Raw genomic sequence first — 23,828 nt, 5'->3', positions numbered from 1 at the left:
GCTCAGTGCCTGAAATATGTCTAATTTCTAATTCCAGAGAACAGATGCTTAAACATTCGCCGCGGCGAATCAGCATGACTTAGGCATTTTGGTTCTCGGCATTCATTAGAAGAATATTAAAATACAAAATTTTTAGACTTGATATTTAAATTAAAGTATTTATTTACATACAACATATTATAGCAAGGAAAAGCTAAACTGTAATTTACCTTTGATAGTTGTATTTTATAAAAAAAAGGAAATGTCAATGATACCCTATGAAATTGTTGTAAGCAAAATATATTGGATACGAAATCAAAAGGTAATGCTTGATCGCGATTTGGCGGAATTATATGGAGTAGAAACTAAACAATTAAAAAGACAAGTAAAGAGGAATATAAGCCGCTTTCCTGAGGATTTTATGTTTGAAATGACCAAAGAGGAGCTTGAAAATTGGAGGAGCCAATTTGGCACCTCCAAATCTGATCTTATGGGATTAAGACACGCTCCATACTGTTTTACTGAACAAGGAGTGGCCATGCTTTCCAGTGTATTGAATAGTGAAAGGGCCATAAAAGTAAATATTGAAGTTATTCGCGCATTTACTCGAATAAGACAAATTCTTACTGAAAATACCGAATTGCGTTTGGCGATAGAAAAATTGGAAAAGAAGTCAGACAACAACACTAAAAATATTGAAATAGTTTTTCAATACCTTGATGAATTAATTGAGAAAAAAGAAAATCAAAAACCTCGTAGGCAAATAGAATATAAAAACTCAAGGAAAAAACTCTAAATAAAAAAGTTTAATGTCACTTCGAGTAGTCCCGCATATAGCGGGACGTATCGAGAAGTGATTCTCCATACGCAGTTCTCGATACGCTTCATTTCATTGCGCTACTCGAACTGACAGCGACATTGTCGCTTCGAGTAGTCCCGCATTTCGCGGGACGTATCGAGAAGTGATACGTTAGTAAGTACTCAATACAAGTTCGCCTCGATACAATTTTTGCAAGAGGCAGGCAAAAATCACTCGGCGTGACATTTCCTTCACTTTATTACGCTACTCGAAGTGACTGATTTATAAATTGTACTGAAGTACTCTTAAAGAATAATCAAAAATCGTTTTGTAACAAATAATTCTGCATGCCAATAACACCCAAAAAGATTTGGATACACTTTACAGTGCATTAACTGAACTTAAGAAAGAATTGATTTAACTACTTCGTTAAAGTTCCCGATCCGGATTTTGCCTTCTTAGTTTTTTCCCAAGGATTAATGAAGGGACGGAAAAAATAAGTTAGTCTTAATCCCACAAAATTACCGTTATTGGTAAAAGTGTGTGAATAGGTTTGATTATCTATGGTGTAATCAACCGTTGAAGTAGCTACTTGATTAAATCCGTAATTAAATAAAACACTTGCATTTAAAATGCTGTTATTCTTAAATGTTTTTTCGCGGGCAACCGACCAACGGAAACTCCAGTAGATACCGCCTTTAGTTGATGAAGTACTGCTGATATAATTTACATTCGATAATCCGTCGTTAGCCTGACTTGCACTCGCATTGAGTGTTTGTTCTCCAATAAAATTTTCAGAAAATCCGGCTCCAATTAACCACTTCGCATTTTTGCAATTTGGATTAAACTTATAAAAAATCATAGCCGGCATTTCAAGTACGGTAAATTCGTTTTTTATTCCGGTAAATTGTTTATCTTTTTGTAATAAAGAATAGTTTTCTGCAATAGCATATCCAAATCCAACACTATGTATGCCTAATCCCGCAGTAATCATCCATCTTCTATTCGCATCGTACCTTCCGGCAATATTTATTGCACCTGAACCCCATTTATTTTGATGAAAACGCGCATTAGCATCTACTCCACCACTGTGGTATTTGGCATGATTTCCGGCACTTCCTAATTGAATTCCGATTCTCCATGTTTTTTCTTCTTGTGATTGAATCATCAATACACAAAGAGCAAATAGCACCGTTAATGTTTTTTTCATAGCCTTTATTTTTAATAAATTTATAGAATTATCTCTTATAAGACGAAAGGTTTAACAAAAAGTTTAAAGTCCTTAGAAAAATAAGTACATTATTTTGTATATTCGCTAAAAGCCTTATTTAATGCACTTTAGACTATTATCCATCCTATTTGTTTTTGTTTTTAACAGTTTTGTTGCGCAAAATTTTGTGGTTTCGCAACTTAGCATGCCCAAATGTTTTGGTGATTGCGACGGAACGGTAACCTTTTCAACTTCCGCCGTAACCGGTCCTTTCACAGCAATTTTAACAAATTCATCTTCCTGTCCTAACTCCACCGTTCAAACTTCTAATTTAAATTCCATAACCATTAACAGCTTATGCGGCTGCGCTTCCGCCTATTCGGTGGCCATCTATAATCCATCATTAATTTTAGTGGGTACTATGATTCAAAATATCGTGAATTACGCTACCGGCCCTTTGGTAGTTAATGTGCATACCGTTACACCTACAACTTGCACCAATTGCTGCGACGGAAATATTACTTTTAGTGTAAGCGGAGGCAATTTAACTAATCCTCCTACTTTTTCAATTAATGGCACATATACCAATAATGTTGCGCCCCTTTATTTTTTATGCTCAGGCCAGCATACCATTTGTGTTGAAGACGCCTCGGGTTGTATTGCTTGCAAAAATTTTATTATGCCTTATTTCGGTATGCCAAACGGAATTAATGAGTATGAATTAAATGAAGATTTCCATGTTTTTCCAAATCCGGGAAATGGAAATTTAAGGATACAATCTAATCATGAAATAAGCCAAATAAATGTGTTTGATGTATATGGAAAATTAATCAATTCCATCAAAAATAATTCTGCTTCAACAATAATTCCGCTCAACCTTTCAGAATACGAGGATGGGGTTTACCACCTGCTGATTATTGGACCTAATCACGAAACAAAACACCAAATTTATCTTAAAAAATAGAGGTTCAGACCTTTCAGAAAAACAATTCGAGAAAAGAGTTGATAATCTCAATATAAATCCACTTTTTTTATTAAATTCGCTCTCCATTTTTTAAAATGAAGCCTCATCCATTTATTTTAAAAATGTAATAGATACACTGAATGAAAAAGTACCCTGAATACAAAAAATTAGACCTTCCCGGTATCTCAAAGCAATTGCTTCAATATTGGAAAGAACATAAAACTTTTGATGCCACCTTAAAAAACAGAGCAGGTAAAACGCCTTGGGTTTTTTATGAAGGGCCACCAAGTGCAAATGGATTACCCGGCATTCATCATGTAATGGCACGGGCTATTAAAGATATTTTTTGTCGATTTAAAACATTACAAGGATTTGAAGTAAAAAGAAAAGCCGGTTGGGATACCCACGGATTACCCATTGAACTAGGCGTTGAAAAAACATTAGGAATTACCAAAGAAGATATTGGAAATAAAAATAGTCCGAAATTTATTTCAGTTGAAGATTATAACAAAGCCTGCCGTAAGGAGGTGATGAAGTATACCGACAAATGGGAACAGGTAACTGAGCAAATGGGTTATTGGGTGGATATGAAAAACCCTTATGTTACTTACGACAATAAATATATTGAGAGTGTTTGGTGGCTCTTAAATAATTTATACAACAAAAATTTATTATACAAAGGATTTACCATACAACCTTATTCACCGGCTGCAGGAACCGGATTGAGTTCACACGAATTAAATCAACCCGGCTGTTACAAAAATGTGAAAGATCGTACTGCGGTTGTGCAATTCAAAATACGAGGGGGTGAAAAACTAAATTCCCTATTTTCAAAATACGGGGCTAAGAGAGAAGACTTTCAAATTAAAGATATTTTTTTCTTAGCCTGGACCACCACACCTTGGACTTTACCCTCCAATACTGCTCTTGCGGTAGGGGAAAAAATTGAATATGCATTAATTGCTTCTACAAATCCTTTTAATCAAGAGTTGCAGATTTATATTTTAGCACTTGAATTAGTTTCAAAATATTTTTCTTCTGATTTAGCTTATTTTGGAAAAGATATTAAAGAAAAGGTAGAGGCTACTAAAAATCATATTGAACAATTATCTATTTTAAGAGATAATGTAGATTTAAAAAACAAAAAAGGTTCTCCATTTGGCATTCTGATTGGAAAAGTTAAAGGTGCTGATTTAGCCGGCATTCATTACGATCAATTACTTCCCTTTGCTGAGCCTGATGGAAATGCATTTAAAGTTTTAATTGGAGATTTTGTTACTACCACCGATGGTACGGGTATTGTACATATTGCGCCAAGTTTTGGTGCTGATGACTTTAAAGTGGCCAAACAAAATAATGTAGCTGCTTTAACTTTAGTAGACAAACGCGGGAAATTTTTACCCGAAGTAAAAGATGATGTTTTTCTTTACGGAGAGGAATTTGTGAAAGAAGCCTATCTGAATGATGAAGAAAAACAAATTGAATTTCAGAAACAGAAAAAAATACTGGAAGCTGCAGGAAAAATTAAAGAATTAAAAGTTTATTTGAGCGTTGATGAACGTATTGTATTGAAGTTACAGGAAGAAGGAAAATTATTTAAGAAAGAAAATTACGAACACTCCTACCCGCATTGTTGGAGAACAGATAAACCCGTATTGTATTATCCACTTGATTCGTGGTTTATCAAAAGCACGGAGGTAAAAGACCGATTAATTGAATTAAACAAAACCATCAACTGGAAACCGGAAGCAACCGGCACCGGACGATTCGGAAATTGGTTGGAGAATTTAAATGATTGGAATTTGTCGAGATCTCGTTTTTGGGGAATTCCAATTCCGATTTGGACTAGCGAAGATAAAACAGAACAAATTTGCATAGGATCGGTAGAGCAATTACAAAATGAAATTCAAAACGCAATTGAAAAGAATGTAATGGATAAAAATCCATTGGCACAATTTAAAATTGCCGACATGAGTGACGTTAATTATAACACTTTTGATTTACACAAACCGTATGCCGATCAAATTATACTTGAAAAAAACGGTAAAAAACTATATCGTGAACCCGATTTAATTGATGTGTGGTTTGATAGCGGAGCCATGCCGTATGCGCAAGTTCACTATCCCTTTGAAAATAAAGAACTCATTGACTCTAAAAAATATTTCCCGGCTGATTTCATTGCCGAAGGAGTAGATCAAACACGCGGTTGGTTTTTCACTTTGCACGCTATTGCCACCATGAATTTTGATTCGGTTGCATTTAAAAATGTAGTATCTAATGGTTTGGTGTTAGATAAAAACGGAAATAAAATGAGTAAGCGTTTGGGTAACGCTATTGATCCATTTATCACGCTCGATACTTACGGAGCCGATGCCACACGTTGGTATATGATTGCCAATGCGGCACCCTGGGAAAATTTAAAATTCGATATAGAAGGAATTGGCGAAGTACAACGAAAATTATTTGGCACACTATACAACACCTACGGATTTTTTGCTTTATATGCCAATGTAGATCAATTCGTAATTGATGAAAAAAATACAGTTCCGATTGAAAAAAGACATGAATTAGACCGCTGGATACTTTCCAAATTAAATAATTTAATTAAACAGGTTTGTTTGTATTACGAAACATTTGAGCCACACCGGGCAGCTCGTGAAATTGAAGATTTTGTGGATGAACATTTGAGTAATTGGTATGTGCGCTTAAGCAGAAGAAGATTTTGGAAAGGAGAAATGAGTGAAGATAAAAAAGCAGCTTATGAAACTTTACATGAATGTTTATGGGTGGTATCGCAACTCATGTGTCCAATCGCGCCTTTTTTTAGTGACTGGATGTATTTGAATTTATCCGGCACTTTCAAAAATGCCGATGCTGTAAATGAATTAAATTCTATACACCTAACTAATCTGGTTAAGGCCAAGCCAGAAAATATTAACACGGAATTGGAAGAAAGAATGGAGTTGGCCCAAAAAATTTCGTCCATGATACTTTCTATCCGTAAAAAAGAAAATTTAAAAGTTAGACAGCCCCTACTCAGAATTCAAATTCCGGTGCTCGATCCTAAAATTCAAAAAAACATAGAGGCTGTTAAGGAATTAATACTAGCTGAAGTTAATGTTAAGCAAATTGAATTTGTGGATGAATCCAAAACACAAATTGTCAAGAATCTCAAACTTAACTTTAAAACCTTGGGTAAAAAATGCGGCACTCACATGAAAGCCGTACAAGCATATGCAGGGGAAAATGCAGGAGAAATTATTAAAGGAATTGAAAAAAACGGGCAATTTATCATACCAATAGACAAAGGTATTGAGTTAATTACTGAAGACGTAGAAATAATTCCCGTGGATATACCGGGCTGGAAAGCTGCGAATAACGGTTCGCTAACCGTGGCATTGGATGTTTCCATTAATGAAGAATTGAGGCAGGAAGGTTTGGCCCGGGAAATCGTGAATCGGATTCAGAATATCAGAAAAGACAAAGGATTCGACGTAACCGATAAAATTTTGGTCAAAATAAAGCAAAACGCTAAATTAGACACTGCTATACAAAACAATTTAAGTTATATTTGTTCTGAGACCTTAACCGGTGACCTTCAATTGGTACAAGACCTTTCAGCAACCAATTCAAACACTATTGAGGTAGATGAACTCATAAGCACCCTAATATCAATCGAAAAATTAAACTAAGATAAATTATGGCTAAAAAGAAAGATAAAAAAAAGGAGAAGAAGGCTAAGCCCGCCGCTAAAAAAGTAAGCAAACCTGCTGCTAAAAAAACGGCAAAAGCTGCAACTAAAAAAACGGTAAAGAAAGCTGTTAAAAAAGTGAGTAAGCCCGTTGCTAAAGCAGCTGTGAAAAAGAAAACAGAAAAAAAGGTTAAACCGATACAAAAAGTTAAACCTTCTGTTAAAGATAAGAAAGAAGCTAAACCGGCAAAAACGTCTAAAAAACCTATCGACGCTATTGCCATAAAAGGTAAAAAGGGGAAAGTTGAAAAAATCAAAGGAAAAAAAGGACGCAAATCAGATGACGATGACGACGATGTTGATGTAAAAGATGATTATGAGAAGTCGGATGATGAAGATGTGCTGGAAGGAGAATTAGACGAGGCCGGAATTGTAGACTTGGATGGAGGAAGTACTCCTGAACCTGATGATGATGATGATGAAATTCCTGAAAAAAGAGGAAGAGGTCGCCGTAAGAAAAATGAAGGGAAATCAAGCGGAACCAGTATGGAAGCTTACATCAGAAATCGTCCATTGCAAATCGATTTATCAAAACCATTAATTAAAAAAGGTAATATCAGCAACCCAAAGCCTTTTGTAAATACAAAAGATAATCGTTCCAGATATACCGATAAAGAATTGGCTGAATTTAAAGAATTAATTCTTGAGAAATTAAAGGAAGCGCAAACCGACTATGAATTACTTAAACAAACCTTAAGTAATGAAGATAACCACGGTACAGATGATACTTCTCCAACTTTTAAATTACTGGAAGACGGAAGTGACGTAATGAGTAAAGAAGAAACGGCTCAATTAGCAGCTCGACAAGAGAAATATATCATTAATTTAAAAAATGCTTTAGTGCGTATTGAAAATAAAACTTACGGCATTTGCAGAGTAACCGGTAAATTAATTCCGAAGGAAAGATTACGCTCTGTACCTCATGCTACTTTAGGCATAGATGCTAAATTAAGTCAATAATAATTAATTTATAAGCTAAATAAAAAACCCGGAAAAAATCTTCCGGGTTTTTTAATTGACCGATGGATTAAAACCTATGTCTGCAAAAATACCCAGTGATTTTTTATCTTCTTCCAGTTTTTGCTTCCATAAGTCGTTATAGTTGTTGCGAAGGACTTCTGAAATACTGTGCTCATTCACCATCCAATTACCGTTTTTTATTTCTTCTTCTAACTGTCCTTCTCCCCATCCGCTGTAACCCACAAAAAAACGCACATCATCCGGTTTAACCATTGCATGTTCTATTTTAAAAAGCAACTCATTAAAATCACCTCCAATATATAAGTCATCTTGAATATGAATACTTTCTTGAATTTCGGTTCCTAATCGATGTAAAAAAAAGAGTTGATCTTTCGCTACAGGTCCGCCTTCAAAAATGGGGAAATTTCCGTTTACAATATGCGCTCTTACATCGCGTAGTTTAAATGGAGTGATGAAATTTAAGATAAAACCCAAAGAACCCGATTCGTTGTGCGAGGTAATTAATACTACCGAACGATTAAAAAATCCATCGTTTAATAAAGGATGCGCTACTAATAAATTCCCTTGCATGTTTCAAATTTAAATAATTTTATCTATTCAGAATTCATATTAAATAAAACAGATTAATTACCTTGTGCCTTAAAAACAAGGTTAATCATGATTATTTCTGCCATAGTTGCAACCGGTAAACAAAATGAATTGGGAAAAGACAATAAACTTCTTTGGCATTTACCCGCTGATTTGAAGTTTTTTAAGGCTACAACTTTGGGATTTCCAATCATCATGGGCAGAAAAACCTATGAAAGTATTGGCCGATTATTGCCGAACCGAAAAAATATTATCATTACCCGCAATACATCTTACCGAGTTGAAGGAGCCGAAATTCATACGGAGCTTCATGCTGCACTTAACTATTGCAAAAATTTACCGGAAGCACCGCAAAAAGTTTTTTTAATTGGTGGAGCCGAAATTTATAGATTAGGTATTCACCAAACTGATGAAATTTACAGAACATTGATAAATCAAAGTTTTGATGCAGATGTTTTTTACGACCCCATCAACGCAAGTGACTTTAAACTTATATGGCAAGAATGTCATGAACCTGATGAAAAAAATAAATTTCAATTCTGCTTTCAAAAATGGGAGAGAATTAATAAAATAACGTCTAATCAATAAATAAAGATTTATTTCTTTTTTCAATCAATTCAAGTTCTTCGGCCTTACTAAATAACAATTCTATTGCTTCCATTCCATTGGCGCCTAAATCAACAGAATATTCGTTTACGTATAAATTAATGTGCCTTTTTATAACCTCATCATTTAATTCCTGGGCATGTAGCCTAATATAATCCATGGCTATTTCCGGATATTTAAATGCATATTGAATACTCCTTTTGATAACACGGTTTATTGTTTGAAGCATTTCCTTTTCAAAATTTCGCCTGGCCACTATTCCACCTAATGGTATGGGCGCCTCAATCAATTCCTGCCAAAATTCACCAAGGTCTCTGATTTTTACCAATCCTTTGTTTTCATAGGTAAATCTGTTCTCATGTATGATAAGTCCGGCATCCACTTCTCCATTCAAAACTGCATTTTCAATATCTGAAAACAAATACTCTTTTTTATTTTTAATTTGAGGATAAGCCAATGAAAGCAAAAAATGGGCTGTGGTGTATTTGCCCGGAATAGCAATCTTAATATTTTCTAAATCATTAAGGTTTTTGCCATTAGTTTTAATAAACAAAGGTCCGCAATTAAAACCTAATGCACTGCCTGATCGCAATAAAACATAATTCTTTAAGGCAAATCCATATGCAAAAAAACTGAGTTTTGTTATGTCAAATACATTTAAGAGAGCCTGTTTATTCAAAAATTCAACATCCCCAAGCGTAATTTCAAATTCTAAACCTTCCGTATCAATGCGCTTGTTGGCAATAGCATCAAAAATAAAACAATCATTGGGACAAGGTGAATATGCTAAGGTTAATTTCAAATTAATGAAAAGATAAAAGTTCGTTTGTTAGTTCAATTATTTTTTGAGTCACACTATTAATTGCTTTGGGTATATCCCAATTTGATTTATTCCTTTTCTCTACGTAATTAGAAACAGCTCTGATTTGAAAATAAGGAATATTAATGTCCTGCATAGCTCTGAAAAAAGCTGCCCCTTCCATACTTTCAGCATCCGGTGAATAAAGCTTGAGTAATTTATCAATACTTTGTTTATTGCCATGAATCTTATTTACGGTAACGGCCGAGGCGCTCTTTACATTCTCCAAAGATTTAACTTTTAATTCGGTATTATTGAAATACCTGTTTGTTCCCGTTAAGTTTAATGCATCATAAGGAATAAATTCCAGATTATCCTCTGCTCCCATTTCGCTGATAGTATCTGTTTTAATATTTAGCACTTCGCCTATATGAATTTCCCGGTGAAAAGCACCACAAATTCCGAAATTTATTACATAAGAATAAGAATCGTTTAAAAATTTGCCGAGTGAAAATGCTGTGTTAACCATCCCTACTCCGGTAATTAAAAGGCTTACTGGGCTTTGGCTTGAATGAAATAGGCTCGAACTATGATTAAGCCCAATGTTAAAATGACTTACTATTAATTCCGATTCTAAAGGTGTTGCGCAAACTAAGAGTATCTTCATATTTACAAATGTACCCAAACAAATTATGCGAAAAATATAATTCAACATATAAATTACTAAAAATATTAAGCAATAATTGTAAATTTGCAATATGATTTATTTAACCAGACACGAGTATTTTAATGCTGCCCATAAATTATATAATTCCAAATGGAGCGAAGAGAAAAATTTGGAAATTTTTGGGAAATGTGCAAACCACAATTGGCACGGACATAATTATGAATTAATTGTAACCATAAAGGGAGAAATAGATCCAGACACCGGATTTTTAATGGACGCAAAAGCTTTAAGTAAATTATTAAATGATGAAATCTGTGAGAGAATAGATCATAAAAACTTAAATCTTGATGTAGATTTTATGCAAGGAATATTGCCAAGTATTGAAAATCTTGCTGTGGCTATTTGGGAACAATTAATCCCTCAATTACCAACAAATGTTAAATTACATTGCGTAAAACTATATGAAACTCGCAATATTTGTGTAGAATATTTCGGATAGTCATTTTTACTTTTATCATAAATATAGATTCGTTATATTTGTTAAGCACTAAAAACGGTTGATCAGCACACTTCTGATACCTGTTTGGAAGATTTTAACTATTTAGCCCTAAATCAAGCTATACTAGAAAATTAACATGAGCAAAAGAATTGCCATATTCAGGAAAGAATTTTTTAATTCTGCCCATCGTTTACACAATCCGGCATTGAGTAAGGAAGAAAACGCACAAATTTTCGGTAAATGCAATTATGAAAATTATCACGGACATAATTATGAATTAATAGTGAAAATAACCGGAGAAATTGATGCCAAAACCGGATATGTAATCGATACCAAAAAACTGAGTGATTTAATCCGAATACATGTTCTTGATCGATTTGATCATCGTAATTTAAACTTAGACAGTAAAGAATTTAAAAATTTAAACCCAACCGTTGAAAATATTGCCCTTGTTATTTACGACATTTTACGGCCCCTCATAAACAATACTTGTGAACTTCAAATTACCTTATATGAAACAGAAAGAAATTTTGCTCAGTACCCTGCTTAATAAAAATAAAATCAGTTTAAGTGATGCTAACATTGATGATGTAGGAGACAATCATTTAATAAGCAATATCGAAACTCCATTGCGAGCTGACGCTTTTGCAATAAGCGACGAAGAAAAAATTGAAATAATTAAAGTTCACTTTACTAAAATCATGCAAACGCTTGGTTTAGATTTAACAGATGACAGTTTAAAAGGCACTCCTGAGCGCGTAGCTAAAATGTATGTGAAGGAAATTTTTAGCGGATTAAATCCAAAGGCATTGCCTACATCTACTTTATTTGAAAATAAATACAAGTACAATCAGATGCTTATTGAAAAAGAAATTTCTTTTTACAGCAATTGCGAGCATCACTTCGTTCCAATTTTTGGTAAGGCACATTTGGCTTATTTCTCAAGCGGTAAAGTGATAGGGTTATCAAAACTAAATCGTATTGTTCAGTACTTTGCAAAACGACCTCAGGTACAAGAAAGATTAACCGTTCAAATTGCACATGAGTTACAAAAAATATTAAATACTAAAGATGTTGCCGTTGTGATGGATGCCAATCATTTATGTGTTTCCTCCAGAGGAGTGCAAGATCAGCATTCAAGTACAATAACTTCTTTTTACGGAGGAAAATTTGAACAGGAATCGATAAAAAAGGAATTTTTAGCTCATATAAGTAAGTCGGTCAAATAAATAAAGCATGAAAATAAAAAGGAATATTTTATCCTTGTAACTTTTTTACTCTTCTTCTTCGGGCTCTTCCTTACTTACATTATACATTTTCATTTTACGCAGAAAGTCATCCTTCTTTTTAACATTACCCAAATCAAAACGATAAGAAGGTCCTTTTTCCACATTCATCTTTTTACTTTTCCCTTTTAATTCCTTTAAAGAATTATTAAACTGATCATTACTACTAACGGCCAGCATTGTACCATTATAATAAGTAAAATAATACCAGGTATTTCCATCAGGCTCTAAATAAATATCCAAAATATCTCTTCCTCTCTTTTTTGATATCATTACATAACCATTCATTAATCGGAAAATTTCTGTCTTATTTATGTTTCCAACACCAATCATGCCGTCAGAAATAAATGCTTTCGCTTGTTTATTATACGACATGGACACTTGATTAAGAACAATTGTTTTATCCAGTTCATCCGGAAATTTCTTAAAATTACCGTATAAGTTTAATTCGGATAATGCACGGTCACCTCTTTCTTTACCTAAAATCTCAATAATTCCATGATTAAACAAATCCCCTTCAAAAGGGGTTGGCGACAACTGACCCAGATAGACCTCCAAATCTTTAGCCATTTTTTTAATTACACCATTGTCGAAAAAGAAATCGATTACCATCATTAGGTTGAAATTAATACTATCATTGGTGCTGCTGTGCTGGGCATTTCCAACACATTTTACATTCACTTGTCCTAAATCTTCGCTCAACTTATAAATTCCTTCTGTGCTTACTAAACAATTTCTGGTATTCAAACTCACATAATTACCCGGTAAACTTCCCTCTTCCAATTTCTCTTTGTTCGAAATTTCATAGGTTTCATTTTCCTTATCATAGGTAAGCAAGCCGTGCGCCTCTATCACTTCCTTTGAACTACGACTACCCTGAAGGGATAAAAAAGTAGAAAAAACCATATTGGTATCCGGACTATAAAATAAACCTGTACCAACAGCCGCACCATTCATATCCACAGCCTTTTCCGGAATTGGAATTAATATTTCTTTTGGGTTTATTTCTCCCTTAAATTTTAAATACGATTTACCGATACGTCCACATTTATGTACAATTTTTGTTCCACCTTCAAAAGTTAAATGTTCTAATTGAGCTTCAAGATATACTTTACCTGCAAAACTGAAATAATCATTAAATTTAAAATTCTCGCGCTCAGGTATGGCTCCTTCGGAAATGGTTTGACCAGATGTATCCGGCTTTATTGTAGCAAAATGTATTAAATAGGGTTTATCATTTTCATCTACATATTGATAATCTCCACTGGCCAAGTAACTGAATCTTCCAAAAATATTGGTTGTGGCATTTCTAATGTTATGAAATTTGGTAACCGTATTAGCAAGAATAGTTGAATTTTCCAAGGTATCCATAACCGCATTTTTGTATAAAGTTACGTCACCATTATGGGGAAAAACCCTGGCATCAGCTACATTAATAAAGGGTACATTTTTACATTGAATAATATATTTTCTTAAATTATACTTAGCGCCGGGAGCCATAAACATCAAGGAATCTTGTTTAGGATGTATACTTATAAATTTTGGCCCTTCTAAATCTAAACCATTATCGGAATCATCCACCTCAATTTTTTTCTGCGTGTCGCCCAACTCTATATCCTCCGCATCCATGTACCACTTAAATCTATCCATGTAAGCGATGTATTGATTTTTATCAAATTTCACATAAGAACCCTCACCATTAGTGATAAATTCCCCCTCTCGTTTATCAAAATCAATTTTAGAATTTACATTTATTGTACTAAAGGTAAATCCTTCTTCATTAAACGCCTTTAGGTGAAAGGCCGAAGTGTCGGCAAAGAATCGGCGCTTCACAAATAAAATATTACCCGATTTTAAATCGGCTTTATCAAATTCAACTTTTCCATTTCCGGTTAAAGCCGTCATGGATAAATCATATCGCCCATGGAAACGAACTCTCTCTTTATAGGCAATAAATTTCTTTTTAATATCCGTGGCTTGTAATAATTCTTTGTAAGGACGGTAATGAATTTTTACGGTATCACCATGCACAGTTGGAAATTCAGGATTATCTCCTTCTTTTACATCAAAGGTATTCGCAATACCATTTGCACTATCCGGAAAGAAAACAATGTCGGGCAAAACCGAGTGGCTTGAACTGAAATCCAAATCACCACCGCCCCTTAAACCTTTATTACTTAAGCGTATTTCCTGATTAAAATTACCTTTTCCACCATAAATTTTAAATCCCCCCGGAGGAGTTTGACGTATAAACCCTAAAGAATAATCTTTTTGCAAGGTCAGCTTTTCTCTGAAATCCGGAAAAATTCCTGCTGAAGAAAAAGTGCCATCGAAACGTAATCTTTCATTTCTGAAGTTATCCAAACTATCTATGCTAAAGGGATCGAGTTTGAAATAAAATTTATCACGGTTATAAACACCTTTATAAGTTTGGCGTTTATCATAAAACGTGTAACTCTCTTTGAAACTTTTGAAGCTTGGAAAAGTTGGGGCCTTACCCCAACCACTTTTGTTTTTTGGCGCATCAATACGTAATTCACCATTCACATTTTCAATTAAAGTTTGTACCTTTTTATACGTAAAATTCCCATCTGCATCCGGCTCGGTTTGTACAAAAATTCGGATGGAGTCAATGGTTTTCATATTAATTTTAAATTGTTCGTAATCAAATAAAAATTCCTTTCCAATGAACTCAAATTTTCCGGAGGAAACTACTCCGTTAAATTCCATTTGTCTGTTTTTCTTTAAAGTCATTTCCCCTTGATTTGGGAAGATCCAAACTTTTTGCGTATCGCTTAATAAAACATTTCTTACCCCTCTAACCCTTATGTCATAATTCAACAAACTCATGGTTGCATTATCTTTTCCGGGTGTTACCGAATGAAGTGTAATGATATCATAATCATTTTTATGTCGAGCGTTTTCGGCAAAATTAAAAAGACGGGCTCGAGGCATAATCACATCCGTTTCCGGATTATAACTAATTAATCCCATGATGGCCATCTTAAAAATAATAGGCCTCAAATCAACCGCCATAAATTTTATGTGTTTTGCAAAGTCAACAACCGTAAAACTTTCGGGTTTATCGTAGGTATTGTAATAATCAATCATCAGATTTATTGGATTAATTTTTTCCATACCCCTAATACTTTCTGATTTACTTTTTGTGTAAAAATCAGACGATTCGAAAAAAGCTTCTCCCTGGAAATTAGTTGGGAGAAAATTAAAATTTAAAAAAGCATCGTCAATCTTCCACACAATTTGTTCTATATGAATATCATATTTATGATAGGAATCGGTAAATGGCGTTTTTTGTAAGCCATCATCTCCTCTCAATATAGTAACTACTCTAGACTCTACCTGGTAAGTAAATCCTAGGCCGGGATGATAAATGCTATCCTTGTCTAGAAAAAATTTCACCACACCCGGATTAGCCACAATTTTATCCTGATTCATTCCAAAGGCACGTGCACTAATCTCTAAAAACTTTTTATTGTTTCTTCTGAAAATAATTTTAGCCGGATTTTCAACACTTCCCGACCCCACAAATTTAGCCCCTTTCATACCGAATCCTCCGTCGTAATCCACATCGGGATAAATATTTCTTACCACTAATCGTTTACTATAGGAATCAAAACGAGGATAAGTTCTTTCATTCAATTCTGTAATAATTCGATCGGATAATCGCCCTAACTGAGGCTTGTCAAAAAACTGTTTTCCAATAAATGTTGCACTATCCGAAACATAATTACCGGTTTTACACTCTATAGCATAACGTTTTAAAGTAGCGTACACTTCATCATCTAAACCACATCGTTTCCAACTCACTTTTCCGCCTTTTCCTTTAAAAACACCTGAAGCCGGATAAAATATTCCGGATGTGGATTCCACAGCAATGCTATCACCTCTTGGATTAACACCGATTAAAACAACATTGGTAAATTTAACTTTAGGTATAGTATCGTACTCAAATTTAAAATTAGGATCGCTAGTGTAATAAGTATAGGCAGGTGACTTATAAAAAATATTTCCTCTGAAAATATTTTCACTCATTTCAAAAAATTCTTTAATCCCGTTTGTTCCTTTTCCTTTTAATATTTTATCTACACAATCCTGCCAATTTTCATAATCATCCGCTGATTTATTACTTTGAATAGCAGAGATTAATGTATTGTAGTATGAATAGAAAAACGGGAATGGCTTTAACTTTTTCTTCAACATATTATTGGAAGTGGTTATACAAACATCTTTATAATAGCCCGCAATAATATTCTCCTTCCATAGTATCGCAAAATCTTTCATAAAATCAACCGCCTGCACTTTATTTACGGTATTTTCAAGCATAAATACTTCAATATCTCTTATGAATTTGGCTGTATCATTGGCAAATTGTGTCATTTTTTGAGCCTTGCTTAAGAAGCCCAAGATCATAAAAAGCAGAATTAATAAAGATTTGCGGAATAAGAACATATGAAAACTAATTATTCTACCAAATATAATGAACCATTGGGTGAATTCAAACAGAAAGTTGTTCAATGTCCCAATAGAATTGTTTATTAATATTTTAAGAAAAAAGCCAAAACTAACTAACTTCGTTGCTTTATTTTACCTATGACAAAAACTACGTATAAAGATCAACTCACTACGGTTGATACCGCTAAAAGTTTAGGATTACTGCCTGATGAGTATGAAAAAATAAAAGAAACTTTAGGACGCACACCAAATTTTACCGAGTTATCTATTTACTCCGTGATGTGGAGTGAGCATTGTTCTTATAAAAATTCCATCGTATGGCTCAAAACTTTGCCCAAGGAAGGTCCGCATATGCTCGCCAAAGCAGGTGAGGAAAATGCAGGTTTAGTGGATATAGGTGATGGATTAGCTTGTGCTTTTAAAATTGAAAGTCATAATCACCCCAGCGCCTTAGAGCCTTACCAAGGAGCTGCTACCGGCGTGGGTGGAATTAACCGAGATATTTTTACGATGGGTGCAAGACCGATTGCTCAGTTAAATAGTTTACGCTTTGGCAATATTGATTCTGAAAAAACAAAATGGCTCATAAAAGGGGTTACTAAGGGAATTGGCGATTACGGCAATGCATTTGGTATTCCAACAGTAGGCGGAGAAGTGTTTTTTGATGAATGTTATAATGTAAATCCGCTGGTAAATGCCATGAGCGTAGGCATAGTGAAAAAAGGAGAAACAATAAGCGCTATTTCATATGGCGAAGGAAACCCGGTGTTTATTGTGGGCTCCTCAACAGGGAAAGATGGCATTGCCGGAGCAGCATTTGCAAGTAAGGATTTAACGGAAGAATCAGCAAAGGACTTGCCGGCCGTTCAGGTAGGCGACCCATTTCAGGAAAAATTATTATTGGAAGCTTCGCTTGAAATTATAAAAACCGGCGCTGTAATTGGTATGCAGGATATGGGTGCTGCCGGAATTACGTGTAGCACAAGTGAGATGAGTGCGAAAGGTGAACACGGCATGGAAATTTGGCTGGATAAAGTTCCTACGCGACAAGCCGGAATGCACCCTTTTGAAATTCTATTGAGTGAGTCGCAAGAACGTATGTTAATTGTTGTTGAGAAAGGAAGGGAAAAAGAAGTTTTTGCCATTTTTGATAAGTGGGATTTAAATTGCGAACAAATAGGTGTTGTTACCAAAGGCGATCGTTTAAAATATTATTTTCATGGGGAATTAGTTGCAGATGTGCCTGCACAATCCTTAGTTCTGGGTGGTGATGCTCCGGTTTATCACCGCGAGTATAAAGAGCCTAAATATTACAGTGAATTTGCCAAATTTAATATAGATAGCGTTAAAGTACCTGTGGACGTAAAACCGGTAATGGAATTTTTAGCAGCACACCCAAACTTGGCCAGTAAGCGTTGGATTTATAATCAATATGACAGCATGGTTGGAACCATAAATATGAGTACCAATAAACAAAGCGATGCATCAATTGTAAACATTAAAGACTCTAAGAAAGCGTTAGCGATGAGCGTGGATTGCAACAGCCGTTATGTGAATGCCGATCCGGAAAAAGGATGTGCTATTGCTGTTTGCGAAGCAGCTCGTAATATTGTTTGCAGCGGCGGCATACCGAGCGCCGTTACCAATTGTTTGAATTTTGGAAATCCTTATAACCCTGAAGTGTATTGGCAGTTTGTGGGTTCAATCAAAGGAATGAGCGCTGCGTGTACCAAATTGCAAACTCCGGTAACCGGAGGTAATGTTAGTTTTTACAATCAATCAAGTTATGAGGGTCCGGTTTTTCCTACACCTACCATTGGTATGATTGGCATAGTTGAAGATAAAAAACACATCAGAGGTTTAGGATTTCAAAATGAAAATGATTTGATTTATTTATTGGGGAAACAGGTAAATGATATTGCATCTTCTGAATATTTATTTTCTTATCATAAAATAAATCAATCGCCTGCACCCTATTTTAATCTTGATGAAGAATTTGCATTACAACAATTAATTACAGATTTGATTCGCAAGAATTATATGCAAAGCGTTCATGATTTAAGTGACGGAGGATTATTTAATGCCTTATTGGAAAGTGCAATGGTAAATAATTTGGGAATTGATATTAAATGTAATCCGGCAATTCGTAAAGATTCCTTTTTATTCGGCGAAGCACAAAGCCGCGTTTTGGTTAGTATAAAGCCGGAAGAGCAAATTGCTTTTGAAACAGAACTTAAAAAATCAGGAATTCCTTTTGAAAATATTGGAAAGATTAAAGGTAAAAACATAGTTGTTGACGGAAAAGATAACGGCAGCGTGCAACATTTTGCAAACCTGTATAACACCAGTATTGAAAATCGATTAAATTAATTTGATAAACTAAATTTTAATGCCCGGTAAGCTCGAAAAATTTGCCGAATTAGAAACATTTGGTAATTGTTTTTCTTTTCACTTTTTAAATATTCCTGAAAAATTTTCTTTAAGAGGGAAATGGAGAGAGCATGTTTTTAAAAACAATAACCCAATTATATTAGAACTTGGATGTGGTAAAGGTGAGTATTCAGTTGGACTTGCTAAAAAAAATTCGAATACTAACTACATTGGTGTAGATGTTAAAGGAAACCGGATTTGGACCGGAGCCAAAGAAGCCATCACAGAGAAAATAAATAACGTAGCCTTTTTAAGAAGCAGAATTGATTTTATTGATCACTGTTTTGATGAACAAGAGGTAGATGAAATTTGGATAACCTTCCCCGATCCACAACCACAAAAAAACAGAGCTCGCAAACGGTTAACACACCCTATGTTTTTAAACCGTTACAAAAAGATATTAAAACCCCAAGGTGTGCTGCATTTGAAAACTGATAGCATAAGCTTGTATGAATTTACTTTAGAAACAATTCAAGAACAAAAGTTGAAATTAATTTGGGAAAGCAATGACCTCAACAGCAATTGTCCGGCGAACAGAAGTGAATTAACCGAAATAAAAACACATTATGAAAAGCTTTTTAGCGACAAAGGTGAAAAGATAAAGTACATTCAATTTGCCTTTATTTAAGGGGATTTATATTTAAAAGCCTATTTCCGTCGCTTTTCACATTGTCCTGTCAATCAAAAGCCCTTTTTCATCGAATTTCCCCTTTTAAAATCGAAAAAAAATCACTTACTTTAATGTTTTGCACCACTGTACGTTATGGAGAAACAGCCCATTTTGGAAGTTAAAAATTTGGTTACCACCTTTAAGACCGACGATGAATACGTAAAGGCTGTAAACGATATATCATTTACCTTGCATAAAGGCGAAACTATTGGTATTGTTGGAGAAAGTGGATCTGGTAAATCTGTTACTTCTCTTTCCATCATGCAATTAATTCCAAATCCTCCGGGTAAAGTTACGGGAGGTGAAATTATTTACCACACGAAAGAAGGAAAAGTGCTTGATTTGGTGAAAACCAAAAAAGATGAAATGCGTTATTACCGTGGCAATGAAATTGCCATGATTTTCCAGGAACCCATGACCTCCTTAAACCCGGTAATGAGATGTGGAGATCAGGTAATGGAAAGTATTTTATTGCATCAGAAAATCAGCAAAAAAGACGCAAGAGAAAGAACATTAAAATTATTTGAACAGGTTCAATTACCGGTACCAGAGCAAATGCTTGACAGATATCCTCATCAATTATCAGGTGGACAAAAACAAAGGGTTATGATTGCCATGGCCATGAGTTGTAACCCGAATATCCTAATTGCCGATGAACCTACCACCGCCCTAGATGTAACTGTACAAAAAACCATTTTAGACCTGATGAAAAAATTACAACAGGAGCATGAAATGGGCATTATGTTTATTACGCACGATTTGGGTGTAATTGCTGAATTAGCAGATACCGTTTTGGTAATGTACAAAGGCAAAGTAGTTGAACAGGGTTCTGTACTCGAAATTTTTACTAATCCACAACATCCCTATACCAAAAGTTTATTAGCCTGTAGACCTCCTTTAGATAAACGTTTGGTACGTTTACCGGTGGTAAGTGACTTTATGCGTAGAGGAGATGATGGGGAAATTGTAGAATTGAATAAAAAAGTTGCTGATGCCGTTAATAGTTTGGTGATTACAGAAGCCGAACGAAAAGAAAACCACAAAGAACTTTACAGCAGAGATAAAATTCTGGAGATTAAAAATTTATGTACCTGGTTTCCAGCTCAAAAAACCATGTTTGGAAAAGTACTTTCTTATACTAAGGCTGTGGATGATGTTTCTATAGATGTTTATGAAGGTGAAACATTGGGATTGGTAGGAGAAAGCGGATGCGGTAAAACTACATTAGGACGTTCTATATTAAAATTAACGGAAGTACATAGCGGACAGGTGTTTTTTAAACGACAGGAATTGGTGCGCATGTCTCAGGCTGATTTCCGGGATATTCGGAAGAATATGCAAATAATTTTTCAGGACCCATACTCTTCATTAAATCCAAGAATTACTGTAGGAGAAGCCATCATGGAACCTATGCGTTTTCATAATATTTTAAAGAATTCGCAACAACGCCGGGAGAAAGTATCTGATTTATTAAATAAGGTTGGATTGGAAGAAAAGCATTTTTACCGATATCCGCACGAATTTAGCGGTGGACAACGTCAGCGTATTTGCATTGCGAGAGCCTTAGCTTTAAATCCTCAGTTTATTATATGCGATGAAAGTGTAAGTGCTTTGGACGTGAGCGTACAAGCCCAGGTGTTGAACTTACTGAATGATTTGAAAAAAGAATTTAAATTCACCTATATATTTATTAGCCATGATTTAAGTGTAGTAAAATTCATGAGTGACAGAATGGTAGTGATGCAGAAAGGAAAAATTGAAGAAATGGGAGATGCTGATCAAATCTATAACAATCCACAATCTGATTACACGAAAAACTTAATTAATTCCATTCCAAAAGGAACAGTAGATAAAATTAAAAGAAGTGTAAGTGAAAAAGAAAAAGCACAATCCTTTGGCAATTGGATGAAATCTCATTCCGAAAAATCTAATCCTGCTTAAGATCGGGCATGTGGGAATTTTTGAAACAACTCACCAATCCTGAAAGCATCATACAATACGGCGGACTAGCCCTATTACTCTTTGTGATTTTTGCAGAAACCGGATTATTAATAGGTTTTTTTTTGCCTGGTGATAATTTGATTTTGTTAGCCGGGATTTTATGTAAAACAAAACCTGAATTACTTAAGGTTGATTTTTTTGTATTGGCATCACTCATGGTTTTAGCAGCCGTAATCGGAAACATGTTTGGCTATTGGTTCGGAAAAAAATCAGGAGAAAAGCTTTTTAGCAGAAAGGATAGTTTTTTATTTAAGAAAAAACACGTTGAACTTACCAATAAATACTATCATAAGTATGGTGGAAATATAACTTTAATCATTGCAAGGTTTTTGCCTGTAGTAAGAACCTTTGCACCTATAATTGCCGGAGTAATTAAAGTTGATTTTAAAAAATTTATGTTTTTTAATTTGATTGGCGCAATCGCCTGGATTTTTAGTTTAGCAAGTGTAGGATATTTTTTGGTTCAAGTTTTTCCTCAAATAACAAATTACATGGGTTATATTTTTATAACGCTAATTGTAATTACTGCTATACCAGTGCTTAGATTAATTTTACTAAATCAAAAGAAATAATCAATAATTTAATGCTTCATCAAATCCTACTACTACATATTTTTCGCCGTTTGCTTTTTTAATTAAAATCTGATTATTCTGTGCGGTATCTACTTTTTGAATTAGATGGTCGCATCCTTTTAAATATATATTAGTAGTTTGTGCAATAATAAAAGAAGAGTAAATAATTGTATCAGACTGATTCGCTTCCATTACAATTTTATCTACAACAACCGGATAAGGGTTTGCTTTCATACCCAGATGTTCTTCTCTGTATATTGGAATCAAACTAAGCCAGGTAATCACAATCTGAATACCAGTCAAACAATATAAAGTTTTCTTTACCCATCCATTTTCATTCTTTATTTGAGCAAATGCTAATGCTAATAATAAAACAGCAAAACCAAATGAGTACAGCGAATAGCCCGGGGTAAAAAACATAGTGTAGCCCGCACGCAAGGAAAAGAAAAATGCACATAAAGGTCCTGAAATAAATAAAATAGCAACAAACAATAAGTTAGTACCCGGGTAAGTTGATTTTCGTTTAATATATAACAAAATTAAAAAAGTTAAAGGAAGAATTAGAAAAAATTGAATTTCTCTCAATCTAAAACCAAATCCTTGAAAGTAATTTCCAAACATTGGTAATAAAACCTGAAGCCAACCAGCGTATATCGTGTGGGCAGAAAGAGGCATAAAGTGAGGATTTCCTCCCGGCTTCCAGTTCTGCACTTCGTTTGCAAAAACGGAATCGATTTCCGCCATCAATTTAAAATCTTCAGTTCCACCGTTAATGTAATAAATCAGTATAGTTGTTAAAACAAAAGCGTTTGATAAAAAATACTTTTTCCATAGAATCCAATTCCTGTTTGTAAAAAGCATTATAAAAAAATGCCCGGAAAAAATGTATAAAGAATAAAAATGAGAAAAAAGTGAAACTATAATTAATACAACATATAAAACTGAGTACAAAAGGTTATCGCTTTTATTAAAATATAATCGATAAAAAATTAACGTACTCCATAAGGTTAGAAAACCTACCATAGAATGAGCTCTTGCAAATTGCCCCGAAAGAACGCATATAGGGCTTATAGCTATCAAAAAAGAAGCCATTAGTGCTACATTTTGTTTCCCGAATAATTCCATTGCCAACAAATAAAGAATAAGCACCATTAAACAACTGAAAATAACAGATAATAATCGAATACTGAAATCAGAAACACCAAAGAAAGAAACCCAATAATGCAGCAAGCCAAAGTAAAGGTGACTATGCGGAGAACTATTTAAAACATTATTAATTGAATTAAATTTGGAAAAATCTTGATTACTAAACGGTTTATTATTTTCAAACCCCAGAGATGTCCAACTTGGCTGATTAACAATGGTTAGTCCGGGATGCGGAAAACCCAAAGCACAGCTCAATGAAGACTTCTCATCAAACCAAATCGAAGAAGAGTCTAACTTATAAATTCTAATTAAAAATGCGAGACCAAGAATTAAAAAAAGACCAAGATGATACCTGTTCAGTTTTTTAAATGATTGACTAATTGAATAATTGAATGTCATCTTAATTA

At 34.4% G+C, this 23,828-nt stretch carries 18 protein-coding genes; 12 read left to right on the top strand and 6 right to left on the bottom strand.

What is annotated here, in order from left to right; genetic code table 11:
* Positions 1-241: 241 nt before the first annotated feature.
* Positions 242-775: an ORF6N domain-containing protein gene (locus IPM51_01295; protein ID MBK9282935.1), complete on the top strand. Its 534-nt coding sequence runs from the start codon at positions 242-244 to the stop codon at positions 773-775.
* 424 nt (positions 776-1,199) lie between these two features.
* Here the strand turns inward: IPM51_01295 and IPM51_01290 are convergent, their stop codons facing one another.
* Positions 1,200-1,988: a hypothetical protein gene (locus IPM51_01290; protein MBK9282934.1), complete on the bottom strand. Its 789-nt coding sequence runs from the start codon at positions 1,986-1,988 to the stop codon at positions 1,200-1,202.
* Positions 1,989-2,109: 121 nt separating this feature from the next.
* On the opposite strand from IPM51_01290, the gene IPM51_01285 reads away from it, so the two are divergent.
* From IPM51_01285 to IPM51_01275, 3 genes are all read left to right on the top strand, one after another.
* Positions 2,110-2,952, top strand: coding sequence for a T9SS type A sorting domain-containing protein (locus tag IPM51_01285; protein ID MBK9282933.1), 843 nt, complete (start codon positions 2,110-2,112; stop codon positions 2,950-2,952).
* Positions 2,953-3,092: 140 nt separating this feature from the next.
* Entirely contained in the window at positions 3,093-6,644 is a 3,552-nt protein-coding gene (locus tag IPM51_01280; GenBank protein MBK9282932.1) for an isoleucine--tRNA ligase, read from the top strand.
* A gap of 614 nt (positions 6,645-7,258) precedes the next feature.
* Positions 7,259-7,663 carry a TraR/DksA family transcriptional regulator gene (locus IPM51_01275; protein MBK9282931.1) on the top strand — a complete coding sequence of 135 codons (405 nt, stop codon included), beginning with the start codon at positions 7,259-7,261 and terminating at the stop codon, positions 7,661-7,663.
* A 51-nt stretch (positions 7,664-7,714) separates the two neighbouring features.
* Here IPM51_01275 and IPM51_01270 read toward each other — a convergent pair whose 3' ends face one another.
* Positions 7,715-8,254, bottom strand: coding sequence for a YqgE/AlgH family protein (locus IPM51_01270; GenBank protein MBK9282930.1), 540 nt, complete (start codon positions 8,252-8,254; stop codon positions 7,715-7,717).
* A gap of 90 nt (positions 8,255-8,344) precedes the next feature.
* Between IPM51_01270 and IPM51_01265 the strand changes: the two genes are divergently transcribed.
* Complete coding sequence (locus IPM51_01265; GenBank protein MBK9282929.1) at positions 8,345-8,860, top strand: dihydrofolate reductase; 516 nt, start codon at positions 8,345-8,347, stop codon at positions 8,858-8,860.
* Here the strand turns inward: IPM51_01265 and IPM51_01260 are convergent.
* On the bottom strand, positions 8,850-9,680 hold the full coding sequence (locus tag IPM51_01260) for a 1,4-dihydroxy-6-naphthoate synthase (GenBank protein ID MBK9282928.1): 831 nt from the start codon (positions 9,678-9,680) through the stop codon (positions 8,850-8,852). The two genes, IPM51_01265 and IPM51_01260, sit on opposite strands and share 11 nt — an antisense overlap.
* Before the next feature lies 1 nt (position 9,681).
* Complete coding sequence (mqnB, locus tag IPM51_01255) at positions 9,682-10,344, bottom strand: futalosine hydrolase (GenBank protein ID MBK9282927.1); 663 nt, start codon at positions 10,342-10,344, stop codon at positions 9,682-9,684.
* A gap of 91 nt (positions 10,345-10,435) precedes the next feature.
* Here mqnB and IPM51_01250 point away from each other — a divergent pair, with 91 nt between their 5' ends.
* The 3 genes from IPM51_01250 to folE all read left to right on the top strand — a co-directional run bounded on the left by IPM51_01250 (position 10,436) and on the right by folE (position 12,072).
* Positions 10,436-10,843: a 6-carboxytetrahydropterin synthase gene (locus IPM51_01250; protein ID MBK9282926.1), complete on the top strand. Its 408-nt coding sequence runs from the start codon at positions 10,436-10,438 to the stop codon at positions 10,841-10,843.
* A 136-nt stretch (positions 10,844-10,979) separates the two neighbouring features.
* Positions 10,980-11,393, top strand: a complete 414-nt coding sequence (locus tag IPM51_01245; GenBank protein ID MBK9282925.1) for a 6-carboxytetrahydropterin synthase — start codon at positions 10,980-10,982, stop codon at positions 11,391-11,393.
* Positions 11,356-12,072 (top strand): GTP cyclohydrolase I FolE, encoded by a 717-nt coding sequence (gene folE / locus IPM51_01240; GenBank protein ID MBK9282924.1) that lies wholly within the window; start codon positions 11,356-11,358, stop codon positions 12,070-12,072. Before IPM51_01245 ends, folE begins: the two co-directional genes overlap by 38 nt.
* A gap of 45 nt (positions 12,073-12,117) precedes the next feature.
* Here the strand turns inward: folE and IPM51_01235 are convergent, their stop codons facing one another.
* Positions 12,118-16,527 (bottom strand): hypothetical protein, encoded by a 4,410-nt coding sequence (locus IPM51_01235; GenBank protein ID MBK9282923.1) that lies wholly within the window; start codon positions 16,525-16,527, stop codon positions 12,118-12,120.
* 213 nt (positions 16,528-16,740) lie between these two features.
* Between IPM51_01235 and purL the strand changes: the two genes are divergently transcribed.
* The 4 genes from purL (at position 16,741) to IPM51_01215 (ending at position 22,275) form a co-directional block, all read left to right on the top strand.
* Positions 16,741-18,972 (top strand): phosphoribosylformylglycinamidine synthase subunit PurL, encoded by a 2,232-nt coding sequence (purL, locus tag IPM51_01230; protein MBK9282922.1) that lies wholly within the window; start codon positions 16,741-16,743, stop codon positions 18,970-18,972.
* 19 nt (positions 18,973-18,991) lie between these two features.
* Positions 18,992-19,660, top strand: a complete 669-nt coding sequence (gene trmB / locus IPM51_01225; protein ID MBK9282921.1) for a tRNA (guanosine(46)-N7)-methyltransferase TrmB — start codon at positions 18,992-18,994, stop codon at positions 19,658-19,660.
* 135 nt (positions 19,661-19,795) lie between these two features.
* Positions 19,796-21,643 (top strand): ABC transporter ATP-binding protein, encoded by a 1,848-nt coding sequence (locus IPM51_01220; GenBank protein MBK9282920.1) that lies wholly within the window; start codon positions 19,796-19,798, stop codon positions 21,641-21,643.
* Between the two features lie 8 nt (positions 21,644-21,651).
* Positions 21,652-22,275, top strand: a complete 624-nt coding sequence (locus IPM51_01215) for a VTT domain-containing protein (protein MBK9282919.1) — start codon at positions 21,652-21,654, stop codon at positions 22,273-22,275.
* Here IPM51_01215 and IPM51_01210 read toward each other — a convergent pair whose 3' ends face one another.
* On the bottom strand, positions 22,276-23,820 hold the full coding sequence (locus IPM51_01210) for a glycosyltransferase family 39 protein (GenBank protein MBK9282918.1): 1,545 nt from the start codon (positions 23,818-23,820) through the stop codon (positions 22,276-22,278). It abuts the gene before it with no gap.
* Positions 23,821-23,828 lie beyond the last annotated feature (8 nt).

Source organism: Sphingobacteriaceae bacterium (genome assembly GCA_016715905.1).
Taxonomy (GTDB): Bacteria; Bacteroidota; Bacteroidia; order B-17B0; family Aurantibacillaceae; genus Aurantibacillus.
Note: the sequence above shows the minus strand (reverse complement) of the source record. Positions and strands in the feature narration are given on the sequence as shown.